At 34.5% G+C, this 17,344-nt stretch carries 15 protein-coding genes and 1 pseudogene; 9 read left to right on the top strand and 7 right to left on the bottom strand.

Features of this window, described 5'->3' with window-relative positions:
- Window positions 1-308: 308 nt before the first annotated feature.
- The 3 genes and pseudogenes from E0F98_RS03520 to E0F98_RS03515 all read left to right on the top strand — a co-directional run.
- Window positions 309-1,247: pseudogene (locus E0F98_RS03520) on the top strand (2-hydroxyacid dehydrogenase); the annotation flags it as partial.
- Between the two features lie 36 nt (window positions 1,248-1,283).
- The gene (locus E0F98_RS16300) at window positions 1,284-1,658 is read left to right on the top strand and encodes a VOC family protein (RefSeq protein WP_394345843.1); all 375 of its coding nucleotides are present in this window, start codon (window positions 1,284-1,286) and stop codon (window positions 1,656-1,658) included.
- A gap of 47 nt (window positions 1,659-1,705) precedes the next feature.
- Window positions 1,706-1,987 (top strand): TM2 domain-containing protein, encoded by a 282-nt coding sequence (locus E0F98_RS03515; RefSeq protein ID WP_132109204.1) that lies wholly within the window; start codon window positions 1,706-1,708, stop codon window positions 1,985-1,987.
- Window positions 1,988-2,057: 70 nt separating this feature from the next.
- On the opposite strand, the gene E0F98_RS03510 is transcribed toward E0F98_RS03515, so the two are convergent.
- The gene (locus tag E0F98_RS03510; protein ID WP_132109203.1) at window positions 2,058-3,860 is read right to left on the bottom strand and encodes a GNAT family N-acyltransferase; all 1,803 of its coding nucleotides are present in this window, start codon (window positions 3,858-3,860) and stop codon (window positions 2,058-2,060) included.
- A gap of 137 nt (window positions 3,861-3,997) precedes the next feature.
- Between E0F98_RS03510 and E0F98_RS03505 the strand changes: the two genes are divergently transcribed.
- The 3 genes from E0F98_RS03505 (at window position 3,998) to E0F98_RS03495 (ending at window position 6,951) form a co-directional block, all read left to right on the top strand.
- Complete coding sequence (locus E0F98_RS03505; RefSeq protein WP_132109202.1) at window positions 3,998-4,762, top strand: exodeoxyribonuclease III; 765 nt, start codon at window positions 3,998-4,000, stop codon at window positions 4,760-4,762.
- 40 nt (window positions 4,763-4,802) lie between these two features.
- Window positions 4,803-5,744 (top strand): OmpA/MotB family protein, encoded by a 942-nt coding sequence (locus tag E0F98_RS03500; RefSeq protein ID WP_132109201.1) that lies wholly within the window; start codon window positions 4,803-4,805, stop codon window positions 5,742-5,744.
- 169 nt (window positions 5,745-5,913) lie between these two features.
- Window positions 5,914-6,951 carry an aldo/keto reductase gene (locus tag E0F98_RS03495; RefSeq protein ID WP_132109200.1) on the top strand — a complete coding sequence of 346 codons (1,038 nt, stop codon included), beginning with the start codon at window positions 5,914-5,916 and terminating at the stop codon, window positions 6,949-6,951.
- 76 nt (window positions 6,952-7,027) lie between these two features.
- Here the strand turns inward: E0F98_RS03495 and E0F98_RS03490 are convergent, their stop codons facing one another.
- The 6 genes from E0F98_RS03490 to panC all read right to left on the bottom strand — a co-directional run bounded on the left by E0F98_RS03490 (window position 7,028) and on the right by panC (window position 12,934).
- The gene (locus E0F98_RS03490; RefSeq protein WP_132109199.1) at window positions 7,028-8,989 is read right to left on the bottom strand and encodes a transglycosylase domain-containing protein; all 1,962 of its coding nucleotides are present in this window, start codon (window positions 8,987-8,989) and stop codon (window positions 7,028-7,030) included.
- 199 nt (window positions 8,990-9,188) lie between these two features.
- On the bottom strand, window positions 9,189-9,602 hold the full coding sequence (locus E0F98_RS03485) for a hypothetical protein (protein ID WP_132109198.1): 414 nt from the start codon (window positions 9,600-9,602) through the stop codon (window positions 9,189-9,191).
- A gap of 82 nt (window positions 9,603-9,684) precedes the next feature.
- Window positions 9,685-10,059: a hypothetical protein gene (locus E0F98_RS03480; protein WP_132109197.1), complete on the bottom strand. Its 375-nt coding sequence runs from the start codon at window positions 10,057-10,059 to the stop codon at window positions 9,685-9,687.
- Between the two features lie 154 nt (window positions 10,060-10,213).
- Entirely contained in the window at window positions 10,214-11,578 is a 1,365-nt protein-coding gene (gene radA / locus E0F98_RS03475) for a DNA repair protein RadA (RefSeq protein WP_132109196.1), read from the bottom strand.
- A gap of 112 nt (window positions 11,579-11,690) precedes the next feature.
- Window positions 11,691-12,041 carry an aspartate 1-decarboxylase gene (gene panD / locus E0F98_RS03470; protein WP_132109195.1) on the bottom strand — a complete coding sequence of 117 codons (351 nt, stop codon included), beginning with the start codon at window positions 12,039-12,041 and terminating at the stop codon, window positions 11,691-11,693.
- A 14-nt stretch (window positions 12,042-12,055) separates the two neighbouring features.
- Window positions 12,056-12,934, bottom strand: a complete 879-nt coding sequence (panC, locus tag E0F98_RS03465) for a pantoate--beta-alanine ligase (protein ID WP_132109194.1) — start codon at window positions 12,932-12,934, stop codon at window positions 12,056-12,058.
- 78 nt (window positions 12,935-13,012) lie between these two features.
- Here panC and E0F98_RS03460 point away from each other — a divergent pair, with 78 nt between their 5' ends.
- Genes E0F98_RS03460 through glmS form a run of 3 tightly spaced genes read left to right on the top strand, consistent with a single transcriptional unit; the run spans window position 13,013 to window position 17,262 of the window.
- On the top strand, window positions 13,013-13,825 hold the full coding sequence (locus tag E0F98_RS03460; RefSeq protein ID WP_132109193.1) for a glycogen/starch synthase: 813 nt from the start codon (window positions 13,013-13,015) through the stop codon (window positions 13,823-13,825).
- 16 nt (window positions 13,826-13,841) lie between these two features.
- On the top strand, window positions 13,842-15,398 hold the full coding sequence (locus tag E0F98_RS03455) for a DUF4270 domain-containing protein (RefSeq protein ID WP_132109192.1): 1,557 nt from the start codon (window positions 13,842-13,844) through the stop codon (window positions 15,396-15,398).
- Between the two features lie 16 nt (window positions 15,399-15,414).
- On the top strand, window positions 15,415-17,262 hold the full coding sequence (gene glmS / locus E0F98_RS03450) for a glutamine--fructose-6-phosphate transaminase (isomerizing) (protein ID WP_132109191.1): 1,848 nt from the start codon (window positions 15,415-15,417) through the stop codon (window positions 17,260-17,262).
- Window positions 17,263-17,344 lie beyond the last annotated feature (82 nt).

Below are 17,344 nucleotides of genomic sequence, written 5' to 3'. Positions count from 1 at the left end.
GTATCAACAATAAATATACATTATGATGAAAAAACTACTTTACATGCTTTACGAGCGAATTTCTGATTTTTTATTTGGAGGACAAACTACTCCATTTTAAAAGATTAAAACGGTGTTTAAAAAGACAAAATTTAAATAGTTTTCAATTTGAATGCTATTAGATTGAAAACCATTTCTGAATTTAGATATTTTGGAAATGGTTTTTTTTTATTTATTCAGTTGGTAGAAATAGAAATCTATTTTTTTTCTTAAAACAATAAATTGTGTTTTTTTCGCTAATTTTGATTTCTAACTTAGAAATCATTTTTATGGATATTAAAATTCTTCATATTGACAGCAATAATGCCATTTTAATGAGCCAATTGCAAGATATGGGTTTTGAAAATCACGAAGATTTTACTTCCTCAAAAGAAGAGATTGAGGCCAAAATACATGCTTACCAAGGGATTGTAATTCGAAGCCGATTTAAAATTGACAAAGCCTTCCTCGACAAAGCCACTAACTTGCAGTTTATAGCCCGTGTAGGTGCTGGTCTGGAAAGTATCGATTGCGACTATGCAGTATCAAAAAACATTACGCTCATTGCTGCTCCCGAGGGGAATCGCAATGCAGTTGCTGAGCATACTTTAGGAATGATTTTATCGCTTTTTAATAATCTGAATAAGGCTGATCGAGAAATTAGATCGGGACATTGGAACCGAGAAAGCAATAGAGGTCATGAACTGGACGGTAAAACCGTAGGTATTATTGGCTATGGCAATATGGGGAAATCCTTTGCTAAAAAACTACGTGGCTTTGATGTAGAAGTGCTGTGTTATGATATTCAGGAAAATGTGGCTGATGCCAATGCGAAACAGGTTACGCTCGAAGAATTACAGCAAAAATCAGATGTGTTGAGTTTACATCTTCCCTGGACACCGGAAACTGATAAAATGGTTGATGCTGCGTTTATTAACGCTTATGAAAAGCCTTTCTGGATTTTTAATACCTCTCGAGGTAAGAATATAGTAACCGCAGACTTAGCGAATGCTTTAAAATCAGGGAAGGTTTTAGGCGCGGGACTTGATGTGTTGGAATATGAAAAATTATCCTTTGAAACGCTATTTCAAGATAAGAATACGCCAGAAGCATTTCAATACTTATTAAATGCAGACAACGTTATATTATCACCGCATGTGGCTGGATGGACTTTTGAGAGTCACGAGCGACTGGCTCAAGTAATTGTAGATAAAATTAAAGCGAAGTATTTTACTGAGGATAAAGCTATAGTCAATGAAAAGCGTGTGACAGGAATCGGAGGGTTCTTTTTTAAATGCAAAAATTCTAAAGAGTTGGTTGCTTGGTACGCTAAGCATTTAGGTTTAAAAACGGATGATTATGGTTCTACTTTTTGGTGGAAAGATGGTAAGGCGAATGATTGTTCTACGCAGTGGTCTCCATTTGCTGAGGAAACGACCTACTTTGCTCCAAGCGAAAAACAATTCATGCAAAACTTTAGAGTGGATAATTTAGAGAATTTGCTGCTACAATTAAAAGAGGAAGGCGTGACCATTGTAGGGGAAATGGGGAGCTATGATTATGGTAAATTTGGCTGGATATTAGACCCTGAAGGAAATAAAATTGAACTTTGGGAGCCAATAGATTACATTTTTAAATAAAATTCAATACATTTATTATTCGAATATTGATCAAATAATCAACCACTATGCAAAATTCAAAAAAGGAAGCTTGGAATACGTCACAGCCAGTTCATGAGGACAACAAAAAATTAGCCGCTGGTATATTGGCTATACTTCTAGGTCCATTTGGGATTCATAAATTCCTTTTAGGGTATACCACAGAAGGAATAATCTGGCTTGTAATTAGTCTTGTTACTTGTGGTTCAGTTACTGCAATCCTTGGACTTATTGAAGGAATTATATATTTAACAAAATCAGACCAAGAGTTTTATCAAACTTATCAGGTGAATAAGAAAGCATGGTTTTAGTCATAAAAAAAGTCTCGGAATTCCGAGACTTTTTTTATGACTATTATTGTTTTAAGATGATTAGGCTATACTAATCTTCTTTTTCAGATAATTTTCTTTCTAGTTCTGCCTGAAATTCTTCCATCACTGGTTTCATTGTACTTTCAGGAATATCTGCGATTCTAATGTACATCAGTCCATCAACCGCGTTGTTGAATAAGGGATCGACATTAAAAGCAACTACTTTTGCGTTTTGCTTGATGTATTTTTTAATTAATACAGGTAATCTTAAAACTCCTGGTTCGAGTTCGTCAATAATTTTGTCAAATTTATTTAAATCAGCTTCCGTTTCATTAAAAATAAAATCTTTGTCTGCATCTTTCAGTTTTACTTTATAAGCTTTCTTAGGATAGATGTACTGAGCGATATAAGGATCGTAATAATTCGATTTCATGAATTCAATCATCAGAGATTTTGAAAAATCAGAGAATTGATTACTGATACTTACGCCACCAAGAAGGAATTTGTGTTCTGGAAAACGCAAGGTCGTATGAATGATTCCTTTCCAAAGCAAGAAGAGCGGCATTGGTTTTTGTTGGTATTCTCTGATGATGAAGGCTCGTCCCATTTCGATAGATTTATTCATCATATCATGAAGTTCTGGCTCAAAGCGAAAAAGCTCATTCAGATAAAAACCTTCAATACCATATTTCGGGAAAATCTCTGATCCTAATCCCATTCTATAAGCTCCAGCAATTTTTTTTGCTTCGTCATCCCACAAAAATAGGTGGTGGTAATATTGATCAAATTTGTCTAAGTCGATGGATTCATTGGTTCCTTCCCCCACTTCTCTAAAAGTGATTTCTCGTAACCGTCCAATTTCATGAAGTACTGTTGGGATTTTAGTTGCTTTCGCAAAAAACACCTCATAATTCTTACTTTGTAACAATCTGCAATCGGTATCTCGTAAAGCATCTACTTCGGCAATTATTTTTTCGCCATTTCCTGGAGTCGCTATTTCCTTAGGACTTCTAGGTAGTTTTAAATTTGGCGTAGTTAATAATTTACTTTCCTTCTCGTACGGATTAGCCAACATATAGGTCTTCTTTCTCAAGAATTCTGAATACAATTCGATTGTTTTGTATTCGTTTTGTTCTGCTACAGAAATTGCTTTTCCAATTCTTACTTTGACCACACGATGTTTCTGACTGAAAACCTCTGACGGTAGTTTAGCCGTACGCAAGGTTCCACTAATTTTAGAAAGGAAATAAAATAACCAGCTGTTTTTAGCATGGAAATAAATAGGTACAACGGGAACTTGTGCTTTTCGAATCACTTTAATAGCTCCTTCTTCCCATGGTTTGTCGACCATGTGCTTTCCGTCCTTGTAACTAGAAACTTCTCCTGCTGGAAACATTCCAAGTGGTTTTCCATCGCTTAAGTGACGTAAAGTTTCTTTGATTCCTATTACACTTGACTTTGCATCCTTATGATTTTCAAAAGGATTTACGGGCATGATGTATTTTTTGAGTGGCTCAATTCGATGCAACAAGAAATTGGCTATTATTTTGAAATTTGGCTCTCTTTCGAGCATTAATTTCAACAGCAAAACACCATCTATTCCTCCTAAAGGATGATTAGAAATGGTTATATAAGCACCTTCTTTTGGTAGTCGTTTAAAATCTTCTTCAGGGATCTCAAATTTTATTTGTAGGTCGTCTAATATCGCATTTAAGAAATCAACGTCTTGTAAATGTTTATTGCTATCGTAGAATTGATTGAGCTTCGAAATCTTTAATACTTTCATCAATAGCCAACCGGAAAAAGTTCCCAGCACTCCGTATTTTTCAGTATTTATTGCCTTTGCAACTTCTTTTGCGGTTACTAAACCCATGTAAGTATTGTTTTTGAGCGAGGTACAAAGATAGTTAAAAAGTCCATTATTAGCCTACTGCAGTATTGGATTTTGTGGTTTTTTATATGGTTTCATTTTTATTTTTTAGTACTTTTGAAATTCAAAATTTTAAAAAAATGAAGATTATTTCTTATAATGTAAACGGGATTCGTTCTGCAATTTCCAAAGGATTCATTGAGTGGCTTCAACAAGCAAATCCTGATGTAGTTTGTCTTCAGGAAATTAAGGCGACTCCTGAGCAACTTCCCTTATTGGATTTTGAATTAGCAGGTTATCCTTATCACTATTGGTTCCCAGCTACAAAAAAAGGCTATAGTGGCGTGGCCATTTTATCGAAAATAAAACCGAATAATGTCGTTTTTGGAACTGGTATTGAGCATATGGATTTCGAAGGAAGGAATGTCCGCGTCGACTTTGATGATTTATCAGTAATGAGTTTGTATCTGCCTTCGGGGACAAATAATGAGCGATTAAGTCATAAATTCATGTATATGGATGATTTTCAAAATTACATTACTGACTTGAAGAAAGAGATCCCTAATCTAGTTATTTGTGGTGATTATAACATTTGCCACGAGGCAATTGACATTCATGATCCTGTTCGAAATAAAAAAGTATCTGGATTTTTACCCGAAGAAAGAGCTTGGTTGGATCTATTTCTAAATAATGGGTTTATAGATAGTTTTCGTTTTTTAAATAAAGAACCAGACAATTATACATGGTGGACTGTACGTGTTCCCACAGCGCGACTTAATAACAAAGGATGGCGAATTGACTATTGTTTAGTGAGCGAACCACTCAAAGACAGAATAAAAAGAGCGCTTATTTTACCAGAAGCAAAACATTCTGACCATTGTCCCGTTTTAGTGGAGGTAGAGTAGATTAATAATAAAACAGATTATAATTTTTAAAGAATAAAAAATGATAAAGAAAATTTCACTAGGACTGTTAATTGTAGCGCTTTCAACTTCTTGTGTTTCCAAGAAAATTTACAATGAATTAGAAAATAAGTTCACGGATTTAAAGAAAGAAAATAGAACCTTATCTGACGAGAATTCAGATCTTTTGCAAGCAAAAAACCAACTGCAATTGGAGCAAGATGCCTTAAATACTGAGCTAAGTAAAGTAAAGTCGGAGCGCGACAAATTACTTGCTGATTACGGTGCTTTAAGTAATAAAATGGATGTAATGCAAGAATCGTACGATGCATTAGAAAAAAATAGTAACGAAGCATTGAAGACTAACATGAGTAAAAATCGTGATTTGCTTAGTCAATTAGATGCTAAAGGTAAGGCACTTGCAATTGAACAAGAGCGATTAAGTAAAAGTGCTCAAAGACTTCAAGAATTAGAGTCATTGATTGCTGCCAAGGAAGCAGCTATGAAAAAACTTAAAGAAACGCTTTCAAATGCTTTGAATAGTTTTGAAGGAAAAGGATTAACAGTGGAGCAAAAAAACGGAAAGGTTTACGTTTCCATGGAAAATAAATTACTGTTTAATTCTGGTAGTTGGGCTGTAGGTTCAGAAGGGAAAAAAGCGGTGGTAGAACTAGGGAAAGTATTGGGTGACAACCCTGATATTTCAGTGTTAATTGAAGGTCATACTGATGACGATCGTTTTAGCGCATCTGGGCCTATCGCTGATAACTGGGATTTATCTACTAAAAGAGCGACTGCTATTGTTGCAATTTTAAGCGAAAATAAAAATATCAATAAGCAAAACTTAACTGCTGCAGGAAGAGGAGAATTTTCGCCATTGGCTAGTAATTCCACAGCAGATGGAAAAGCAAAAAACAGAAGAATCGAGATTATCTTAACGCCAAGACTAGATGAAATCGCTGAAATGTTGAATGAAATAAACTAAGCTGTAAAGCTTTTGATTAAGAGAGGTTCAGTGGTAAAACGCTGAACCTTTCCTTGTTTAAAAGCGCAAAGACTTTCTAAAAAATCTGTTAACGCTATATCGTGAACTATCAATAAAAGGTACATTTGTATCATTATGCTTTTTGTTTTTTTTAATTTTAATCCAATAAATGAAATATACTGCCCTACCTAATACTGAAATAAAAGTTAGCAAAATATGCTTAGGTACCATGACTTTTGGTCAACAAAATACGGAAGCCGAAGGGCACCAACAAATGGATTACGCGCTGGAAAAAGGAGTTAACTTTTTTGATACTGCCGAGATGTATTCTGTTCCAGCACGTGAAGAAACCTATGGAAGCACCGAAAGGATCCTTGGAACATGGTTCAAAAAAACGGGAAGAAGAGAAGAGGTTGTTTTAGCTTCAAAAATTGCGGGTCCAAATCCTAATTTTACTTACATGCGCGAAAAGAATGATTTCTCGCCAGCAAGTGTAAAATATGCATTAGACAATAGTTTGCAACGTCTTCAAACTGATTATATTGATTTGTATCAATTGCATTGGCCAGAACGAAAAACTAATTATTTTGGACAAAGAGGTTTCAAAGTGCAAGAAGACGGCTGGGAAGACAATGTCCATGCGGTTCTAGATACTTTGGGCGATTTTATAAAGGAAGGAAAGATCAAACACATCGGACTTTCTAATGAAACTCCATGGGGGATTATGCGTTTTCTGGAAGAAAGCAAATATCACAATTTACCAAGAATAAAAACAATTCAAAATCCTTATAATTTGCTGAATAGGCTTTATGAAGGTGGTTCGGCAGAAATAGGGCTTAGAGAAAATGTGGGTTTATTAGCTTATTCTCCAATGGCTTTTGGTGTGTTATCTGGAAAATTTCTAACGGGAGAAAGTCACCCGAACGCAAGGCTTAATTTATTTCCTCAATATTCAAGATACAATAGCGACCAGTGTACGGAAGCAACAAAACTTTACCAGGAAATTGCTCGTAAAAATGGGTTGAGCTTAACGGAATTGTCATTGGCTTTTATAGAGCAGAAATCGTTTGTAACCAGCACCATTATTGGAGCGACGACAATGGAGCAGTTAAAAGAAAATATTGATACGATTCAAGTTACATTGTCAGAAGAAATACTGAATGCAATTGATGAGGTACAAGCTATTATTCCTGATCCAGCGCCATAATTATTTATATTCACATCATTCTAACAAAAACCCGATATGTTAAAATAGCTATCGGGTTTTTGTATGTAATGGATTTTTAGAATTCAAATTCTTTACTAGTCGAAAGGGAATCAACTGGAATTGAATCTTGCTCTTTTATTCGAAGATAAGACTTAGCAGCACCAGAAATAAGAAGTGGTTGCGATTTGTAAATCGTATCATCAGTAGTTAGTAATCCTCTTTTAATCATGATATTTGTTAAAAAAGATTCTTGTTTCGCAGCAAAATCTCTCAGTTTTCCCTGGTCATTAAACTGATACATGAATTTTCGCGGACTAGGAATAATTCGAGCTAGAAACAAGCATTCGTTGAACGTTAATTCAGAAGGGCTTTTCTGGAAGTAGAAACGACTTGCTTCTCCTATTCCATAAACATTTGGTCCCCATTCAATAATATTAAAATAAACTTCGAGCATGCGTTCCTTACTGACTATTCGATTATTTTCTAAAATGTAAACCAACAAAATTTCTTCCAGTTTTCTAGACAATGTTTTCTCTCTGGTTAGAAATGCGTTTTTTACTAATTGCATGCTTATCGTGCTAGCACCACGGGCGAATTTTTTGGTTTTTATGTTTTTGATAATCGATTGTTTAAAGGCTTCGTTTATAAATCCGTGATGGGAGAAAAAGGAAGGGTCTTCAGTAGTTAAGACACTTTTCCGTAAATAAGGTGAAATTTGCTCTGTTGGCGTGTAATTTGGATTGGATGTTCCAACTAAAATTGGACGTTGCAATACATTATTTATAATTGCTCGGTATACAAACTCTCCATTCAATTTGGTGAGATTTGCTTGTCCGTATTTTGTGATTTTTAAGTTTTCTTTTTTCAAATGACTGTCAAAAACGAGTTGGTCTGGTTGGTTTTGATTGAATTTAAAATCAAGTGTGTAATCGAAAGTGCCTTCGGCCTGCATTCCTTGAAAATTAGTAAATAAGCCATCAGGAAGGGAAGAAATAAACTCCTGCGCTTTCATTTTAGGGATTGTCACTTTGAGTTTGTAAATGGTATCCGTTTCTGTGCTATAAGAGAGGTAAGGTCTAAATTTCACCTGATTGAATTGGGCTGTAGAACTGCTGTCTATTGATATGAAATCAGCGCCTAGCAGGAAGTGATAGTCAAATCGCGCATTTTTTATTACAACATCTTTATTGGCTATTTTTGGGTGGTTTACACTAAAGTTGGTAAACGAAGTGAAGCCGTCAATGTGTAATTTACCACTACTTTTTTCTATATTTTCAACGTTCAGCCTGATGGAATCAAAGCTGGATTTTAAACCGTATCGTTCGTCAAAATAGGGTACTTTTATTGGTCCGGTGTCTTTATTAAAAATTCTAATATCAGCTTTTTTATTTCTTGGATCTGCAAAACCGCTAATTTCCCATCGTTGAGCAAAAGTATTGGTTTGTACGTCAATCGAAGTTTCAAGCTCTTTATTTGAGAGCGTGAGCTTTTTTATGTCAATAGTTGCTTTTTTTCCGTTGTCATCTAATTTAAATTTGAGGTTTTCGACACTCATATCAGTGGGAACTAAGTTTAGCACTTTCGAAATAATTCTATAAGCAAAAGTGGCATAATCTCTTTTGTTATCGCTGCTGGATTCACTATTATCTTTCTTGAGGAATGCGGCGAAATTTTTCACGTTCCCTTTTTTTACAAGTTGAACCCTTCCGTTTTGAATTTCCAAAGTGCCCAGTTGCACATCGCCTAACAGTAAATTCCAAAAGTTAATACTGGTTTTCATTTTTTGAATTCTAAAAAGTGTATCTGCATCTTTAGGGGTCAAGGAGATTTCAGTTAGGCTGATTCCAGAAAATCCTTCAAAACCGGCATTTTTTACAGTTAAATTACTATTGTATTGCTGCTCAATTTTAGTCGAAGTTTTTTCAATTGCTTGCTGTAGTAAATAATCTCTAAAAACATAAAAACCGATAGCGATAAGTAGTAGGAATACTGCAAGCGATTTCAGTACAATAATTATCTTCTGTTTTGTGGTATTCATGAATTGTAGGTTATTTTAGGAGTCGATTGAAACACAAATTTAAATGATAAAATGCTAAACCTCTTTTTTAAGCTGAGTTTATTAGTCGGGCAGTAGTTGATTTTTCGTTTTGGGCATAAAAAAACTACAATAGTTTTTTATTGTAGTTTTATAAAATTACGAATTTTATTGCTGCGACAAATTGCTTGAATAAAGTAATTTATTTTTGATGGTAGAATTTTTTTACCTGTGCAATAATTTGATTCGAAGACATGCTATCTGCTGTTTCGACAGATTTAAGTTTGCTGGCAATAGTTGATTTTTCTTCGTTAATTCTTTTCTCAAGTTTTGTTTTTGTGTCTGCTGGGCCAAAGATGTACAATTCATCTGATTCACTAATAGTGGCTATTACATCTTTTAAATAGTTGTTAATTTGATGTTTCTTTCTTTCGTCAAAAGTTTTTTGAGAATCAATGTGTTGGCCACCAAAAAAACTTCCTTTGTCGCCTTCTTTATCATGATATACACTATTCTCTAAATCAGATTGAATTTCACTTACTGCTTCTTTTCCATCTTCAAGAGTTACAATGACTGCTTTTTTTGAGTCAATCCAAATACCAGTTTGCTTTTTCATGTTTTTTATTTTTTAAAATTATATAGATTAATTTTTAGTAATAGTCGTTAATCCGTTTCTTCAAGGATGCTTTTTAATTGGCTTAGTAAAACCTGTTCCGATTTATTTTGCCAGAAAAAGAGTTAGCAATTGCTGAGGCTGTTTTTAGAATTGAAGCATTTACTACTGGGTTAAACAAGCTTTTATGTTCTAACTTGAAGTTTTTGAATTCAGGTCTGATTTGTTCGTATTCGCAATCATTTTCTACTAGCCAATCAAAAACGATTTCAATTTGATAGGCAGATTCTGAGCCAAAGATATCAGAGCTATCCTCTACAGGAAGCCATTCTTTTTGAACAAGTTCTTTTAATTTTTCTATCTCTTCTTTTTGTACAGTTTTGTCTACCATAGCAATGCTATAGAATGTTTTACCTAATAAGCGGTAAAAACGTACCACTGTATCGTCAGAAAGTTTCAAGATGATTTTTATATAAAGATTAGTAGAATGCTCGAAGCATAAATTTACAACAATACATTGTAATTCACTACTGTGTTAACATCTAAATAACTTTAAATCAGTATTTAAGCTGCGTTTTTGGCAAGCTTCTTAAGTGGTAGTTGGTTTTTTACTTTTATCCAAATAGCATACTGGCAACATCTTCTATTTTTGCGACAAGTTGAATTTTTATTCCGGTATTTTTTAATGTAATTTTATTGTATTTAGATACAAAAATAGTGGAGAAACCCAGTTTTTCGGCCTCTTGAATTCTTTGATCTACACGGTTCACAGGACGAATTTCTCCTGATAATCCTACTTCGCCAGCAAAACAAAAATCTTTATTAACCGCGATATCTTCATTAGAGGATAAAATGGCTGCCACAACCGCTAAGTCGATTGCTGGATCATCAACACTTATTCCTCCCGTTATATTAAGAAAGACGTCTTTGGATCCAAGCCTAAAGCCAGCTCTTTTTTCTAAAACGGCCAATATCATGTTGAGTCTCTTGGCATTATATCCCGTGGTGCTGCGTTGCGGTGTTCCGTAGACAGCAGTGCTAACTAGGGACTGGATTTCGATCATTAAAGGGCGCATTCCTTCCAGGGTGGAAGCAATGGCAGTACCGGAAAGTTCTTCGTCTTTATGCGAAATTAATATCTCTGATGGGTTTGATACTTCGCGAAGTCCGCTTCCTAGCATTTCATAAATACCAATTTCGGCTGTAGAACCGAAACGGTTTTTTAAAGAGCGTAAAATACGGTAAACATGGTTGCGATCGCCTTCAAATTGCAAAACAGTATCGACCATGTGTTCTAATATTTTTGGTCCAGCAATATTTCCGTCTTTGGTAATATGACCAATTAGAATGACCGGAATGTTTGTTTCTTTGGCAAATTTTATCAGTTCTGCTGTGGTTTCCCTGATTTGCGAAATGCTTCCCGCTGTAGATTCTATATAATCGGTATGAAGTGTTTGAATCGAATCTATAATTACAATTTCGGGCTCAATAGCTTCAATTTGTTTGAAGATATTCTGCGTTTTCGTTTCGGTAAGGATGTAGCAGTTGTCACTTGAAGTAGTGATTCTTTCGGCTCTCATTTTTATTTGTTTTTGACTTTCTTCGCCAGAAACATATAAGGTTTTGTAAGGTAGTTTTAGTGAAATTTGAAGCAATAGCGTACTTTTTCCTATTCCTGGTTCACCACCAAGTAAGATTAAAGATCCAGGTACGATTCCGCCACCAAGCACACGATTTAACTCAGAGTCCGTCGTGTCCATACGGATTTCCTGAGTTGAATCAATTTCATTGATTTTTAAAGGTCGCGGTGCTTTACTGGTTGTCGTTGCTTCGCTTTTCCAGGCTACTTTTTCTTGTTTTTGTATAATTTCCTCGGCTATGGTATTCCATTCTTTACAGGAGTTACACTGTCCTTGCCATTTGGCATATTGGGCGCCACAATTCTGACAGAAAAAAGAAGTTTTTACTTTAGTAGCCATAGCGAGTTTAATTGGTTTGTTTATATTGAAATAAAAAAAGACAATAGATAAAGTAACTATTGCCTTTTAGATTGTAATGATAAAATTACATTTATTTTTGAACTTATCTACTTTAAGTTAAAGAGTTGTCATTTTCATTTGGAAAAATAATCCAAGGCTTGAAGGTTTTTGCTTCTTCGAATTCTAATGTGGCGTAGGAAATGATGATAATAATATCATCTTTTTGAACTTTTCTTGCGGCAGGTCCGTTTAGGGTTATTTCACCAGAATTACGTTGGCCTTTTATGGCGTAGGTTTCAAATCTTTCACCATTATTGATATTTACAATGGATACTTTCTCGCCTTCAATAATATTTGAGGCTTCTAACAGGTTTTCATCAATGGTAATACTCCCGATATAATTTAAATCGGCTCCGGTTACTTTTACCCGATGAATTTTTGATTTTAATACTTGAATTTGCATGCTACAAAAGTAAATTAATTTAATGAAATGGTATCAATCAATCGAATGTTATTGACGATAACGGCGATAAAAGCACGGTATTTTTGAGTGCTTATTTTATTTATGCAAGGTGTAAGTGTGGTTTCGTCGGCAATTTGAAAGTATTCTAATTCAAATAGAGCATTTGTTTCGAATGATTTTTCAACCCATTCCTTTACTTCCGCTGCACTATTTGTTTTAAATTTTTCTTTTGCAAGATTTAATATTTCGAAAATTAAAGCTGCGTCTGCGCGGTTTTGCGCTGTCAATCGTTCGTTTCGGGAGCTCATGGCGAGACCGCTCGGCTCTCTGTAGATGGGACAACCAATCACGTTGACACTAAGATTGTTTTTCGAAACCATCTTCTTTACAATTTGGAACTGTTGGAAATCTTTTTCTCCAAAATAAGCATTGGTAGGAGTAACAATTTCGAAAAGACGCTTAACGATTGTTCCAACACCATTAAAATGACCTGGTCTAAACTTTCCTTCCATTTGATTCTCTAAACCGTCAAAATCGAATTCTTGAGATAGTACTTTTCCCTCATAAATATCTTCAACAGAGGGAGCGTATAAAATAATATCAGTACTTAATCCCGCTATTTTTTCTATGTCTGCTTCAAGTGTTCGTGGATATTTTGATAAGTCCTCAGGATTGTTAAACTGAGTTGGATTTACAAAAACACTAACTACTGTATTTTGATTCTCTGCTAATGACTGTTGCATTAAGGAAAGATGTCCTTGATGCAATGCACCCATGGTGGGAACAAAACCAATAGTAGAATTTGGGGTTTTGATAGATTTTAAATAGTCTATCAAAGCTGCTTTTCCATAGAAAATGGGCATAGGTATTTTGTTTAAATTTAGTGCAAACATAATATATTAGTTAATAACTGCATAAATTTTTGTAATTTTGCGTGGTTTTTATTACCAATAAATTAAGCAAATTACAATATGAAAGATAAGAGGATATTATATGTATCATCTGAAGTGGTGCCTTACCTAGCTGAGAATGAGGTCTCTTTGATGTCTTACGACGTGCCAAAGATGATTAACGATCAAGGTGGGCAAATCAGAATTTTTATGCCAAGATATGGGAATATTAATGAGAGAAGACACCAATTGCATGAAGTAATTAGGCTTTCAGGGATGAATTTAGTTGTGAATGACCTGGATATGCCTCTAATAATTAAGGTGGCAAGTATTCCTAAAGAAAGAATTCAAGTCTATTTTATTGACAATGATGAATATTTTAAGAGGAAAGCTACATTTACTGACGAAGAGGGAGTGATGTATGCTGACAATGACGAGCGCGCGATTTTCTTTGCGAAAGGAGTTGTTGAGACCGTTAAAAAACTAAACTGGGTTCCTGATATTATACATGTTCATGGCTGGATGGCGGCAATGTTGCCTATCTATATGAAACATTATTATAAAAATGAGGCCTTATTTTCTGATACAAAGATTGTTACTTCTGTCTATAGTCAGTCCTTTGAGGGGACTTTAGATGTAGAAATGATTAATAAAATAAAACTTGACGGAGTTCCTTTGGATGCGATTGCTGATTTAGAAACGCCAGATTATGAAAGTATCATTAAAGCGACAATTAAACATTCTGATGCTGTTATTATCGCATCGGATAGTCTGTCTCCAAGTTTAACAAAATATATAGAATCTTCAGGAAAACCTTTTTTACCTTTCGTCCCTAAAGATGAATTCGCAGAAGCGTATACTAATTTTTACAAAGACGTAGTCCTATCAATTTAAACATTTATTTTCGAATATGTACAATAATTTTTTTAAGAAAATTCTATTAGTTTCGTGTGTTGTTTTTCTTTATTCCTGTGATAAAGATTATAATTCAATTGGAGGTGACTTAATAGGTGAAAATCATTTTGATTTTGCAAAATACACTTCAAATGTTGTCGCTTACAATCAAAAAATAGAGCCTATACAGTCAAATAATCTCAATGTTAACGCATTAGGGATTTTTGATAATTCTGCTTTTGGTACAACTACAGCAAGTTTTGCAACACAAATAGTGTTAGAAAGTGTTAATCCTACGATAGGTAAGAACCCTGTAATTGAAAGTGTTGTTTTAAGCATTCCTTATTTCAGCACCTTAAAATCTACGGATACAAATGGAGACAGAACGTTTCAGTTAGACTCAATACAAGGTCCTTTAGACGGTAGAATTAAATTGAGCGTTTACGAGTCTGGTTATTTCATGAGAGATTTAGACCCTGCTGGAAGTTTTAAAGAGACACAGAAATATTATACCAATCAAAATGCTGATTTTGACAACGTGAAAGTAGGAAGTCGTTTGAATAATTCTACTAGTATTGCTCAGAATGATGCTTTTTTCTTTAGCGCTGCCGAATATAAGACGACAACCACTACAGATGGAAAGGATGTAGTAACCCGTGTAGATCCAGAAATGCGTTTAGATTTAAACGCTGCTTATTTTAAAACTAAAATTATTGACGCTGCTGCTTCAGGAAAGTTAGTAACTAATGATGTGTTTAAAGAATACTTTAGAGGACTTTATTTTAAAGTGGAAAAATCTGGAAGTAGCCCTTCAAATATGGCTTTGTTAGATTTTAAGGAGGGAAAAATTACCGTTAAATACAAAGAAGACACTTCAGATACAGATGCAACAAGAGTTGAAAAGTCAATCGTACTTAAATTTACTGGCAACACGGTGAGTTTATTAGAGCAAAGTAATACTAATGCTGCTTACGCTAGTGCAACGACGACTGCAAACATTAATACAACACTAGGCGATGAGAAATTATACCTTAAAGGTGGTGAGGGATCAATGGCTATTTTGGAAATTTTCAAGGGAGATGAATTAAAAACGATTAGAGAAAATGGATGGTTAATTAATGAAGCGAATCTTGTATTTCATCTTGACGCTACGGCTTTAGGAACTGTACCGAAGCCTAATAGAATTTATCTCTATGATTTAAATAATAATCGTCCAATTGTAGATTACAGTGATGGAACTACAGGGACGAATGAAAAAAACGGAAAACTTGTTTTTGGAGGTATTCTAAATACGGATAAGACAGATGATAATACTTACAAAGTAAGAATTACAAATCATGTTAGAAACTTAATTAAAAATGCTGACTCTACAAATGTGAAATTAGGTGTTGTTATTACAGAAGATATAAATATTTTTAATTCCTATAAATTAAGAACGGCTAATAGTACAATCTCGCAAGCGCCTAAGGCGTCAGTTATGAGTCCATTGGGAACAATTTTGTACGGAAGTAAAGCAACCGTTGCTGATGATAAAAGATTAAAATTAGAAATTTACTATACCAAACCTAATTAAATAAACTAGAAATTATATGTGTGGAATTGTTGGATATATTGGTTACAGAGAGGCTTATCCTATTGTAATAAAAGGATTAAAAAGGCTTGAATATAGGGGGTATGATAGCGCTGGAGTTATGATATATGACGGCGAAGCTGTTAAATTGTGTAAGACAAAAGGAAAGGTTGTGGATCTTGAGGAAAGAGCTTCAAAAGAGATTACAACTAATGGAACAATAGGAATTGGTCATACACGTTGGGCAACACATGGTGTGCCTAATGATGTAAATTCACATCCACATTTATCTAATTCTGGAGATTTAGTAATCATTCACAATGGGATTATTGAGAATTATGCTCCGTTAAAGGTAGAATTGATAAAAAGAGGTTACGTTTTTCATTCAGATACAGATACTGAAGTACTTGTTAATCTTATCGAAGAAGTACAAAAGAACGAAAATATAAAATTAGGAAAAGCAGTTCAAATAGCACTTAATCAAGTGGTAGGTGCATATGCGATTGCTGTTTTTGATAAAAAAAATCCTGATGAAATTGTAGCGGCTCGTTTAGGTAGTCCGCTTGCAATTGGAATTGGAGAAGGGGAATATTTTATTGCTTCTGATGCTTCTCCGTTTATAGAATATACTTCTAATGCGGTATATTTAGAGGACGGTGAGATGGCTAACATTAGATTGCATAAAAAAATGAAAGTAAGAAAAATCCAAGATGACTCTTTGGTTGATCCTTATATTCAGGAGCTTCAAATGAATTTGGAGCAAATTGAAAAAGGGGGTTACGATCATTTTATGTTAAAAGAGATATACGAGCAGCCTAATGTAATAAAAGATACTTACAGAGGTCGTTTACATCCTAATGAAGGAATTATTCAGATGGCCGGTGTGGAGGATAATTTAGAAAAATTCTTAAATGCAGACCGAATTATTATCGTGGCTTGCGGTACATCATGGCACGCTGGATTAGTGGCTGAATATATTTTTGAAGAGTTCGCGAGAATATCTGTAGAAGTAGAATATGCTTCAGAATTTAGATATAGAAACCCTATCATTAATAGTAAAGATGTGGTAATTGCAATTTCTCAATCTGGAGAAACAGCTGATACAATGGCAGCTATTAAATTAGCAAAAGAAAACGGAGCTTTTGTTTTTGGAGTTTGTAATGTTGTAGGCTCTTCCATTTCAAGAGAGACTCATGCTGGTGCTTATACACATGCTGGTCCAGAAATTGGAGTTGCGTCTACTAAAGCGTTTACAACGCAAATTACAGTTTTGACGATGATTGCTTTGCGTTTAGCAAAAGCTAAAGGGACATTGTCTCATTCTGATTTTAACAGGTATTTGCAAGAATTAGAATTGATTCCTGAGAAAGTAAAAGAGGCGTTGAAAACTAATGATCGTGCAAAAGAAATTGCGGCTGAATTTAAAGATGCACCTAATTGTTTGTATTTAGGACGTGGTTATAATTTTCCAGTAGCATTAGAGGGAGCATTAAAACTAAAAGAAATATCGTACATTCATGCTGAGGGTTATCCTGCTGCAGAAATGAAACACGGACCAATTGCTTTGATTGATGATCAAATGCCAGTTATCGTAATTGCTCCAATACAAGGACATTATGATAAAATTGTAAGTAATATACAGGAAATTAAATCTAGAAGCGGAAGAATTATTGCTGTTGTAACAAAAGGCGATACTCAAGTAAGAGAATTAGCAGACTATGTGATAGAGATTCCTGAAACTTCAGATGCTTTGTCGCCATTAATCACGACAATACCATTGCAACTTTTATCATACCATATAGCAGTGATGAGAGAATGTAATGTTGATCAACCAAGGAATTTGGCGAAATCAGTAACAGTGGAATAAGAAATTAAATATATTAAGTTAAAAAAATGCAAGATGTAAATCTTGCATTTTTTTTTGCTCAAAATTTTTTGAACACAATACT

The organism is Flavobacterium hiemivividum, from assembly GCF_004349145.1.
Lineage (GTDB): Bacteria > Bacteroidota > Bacteroidia > Flavobacteriales > Flavobacteriaceae > Flavobacterium > Flavobacterium hiemivividum.
This window is presented reverse-complemented; position numbering and strand designations above follow the sequence as displayed.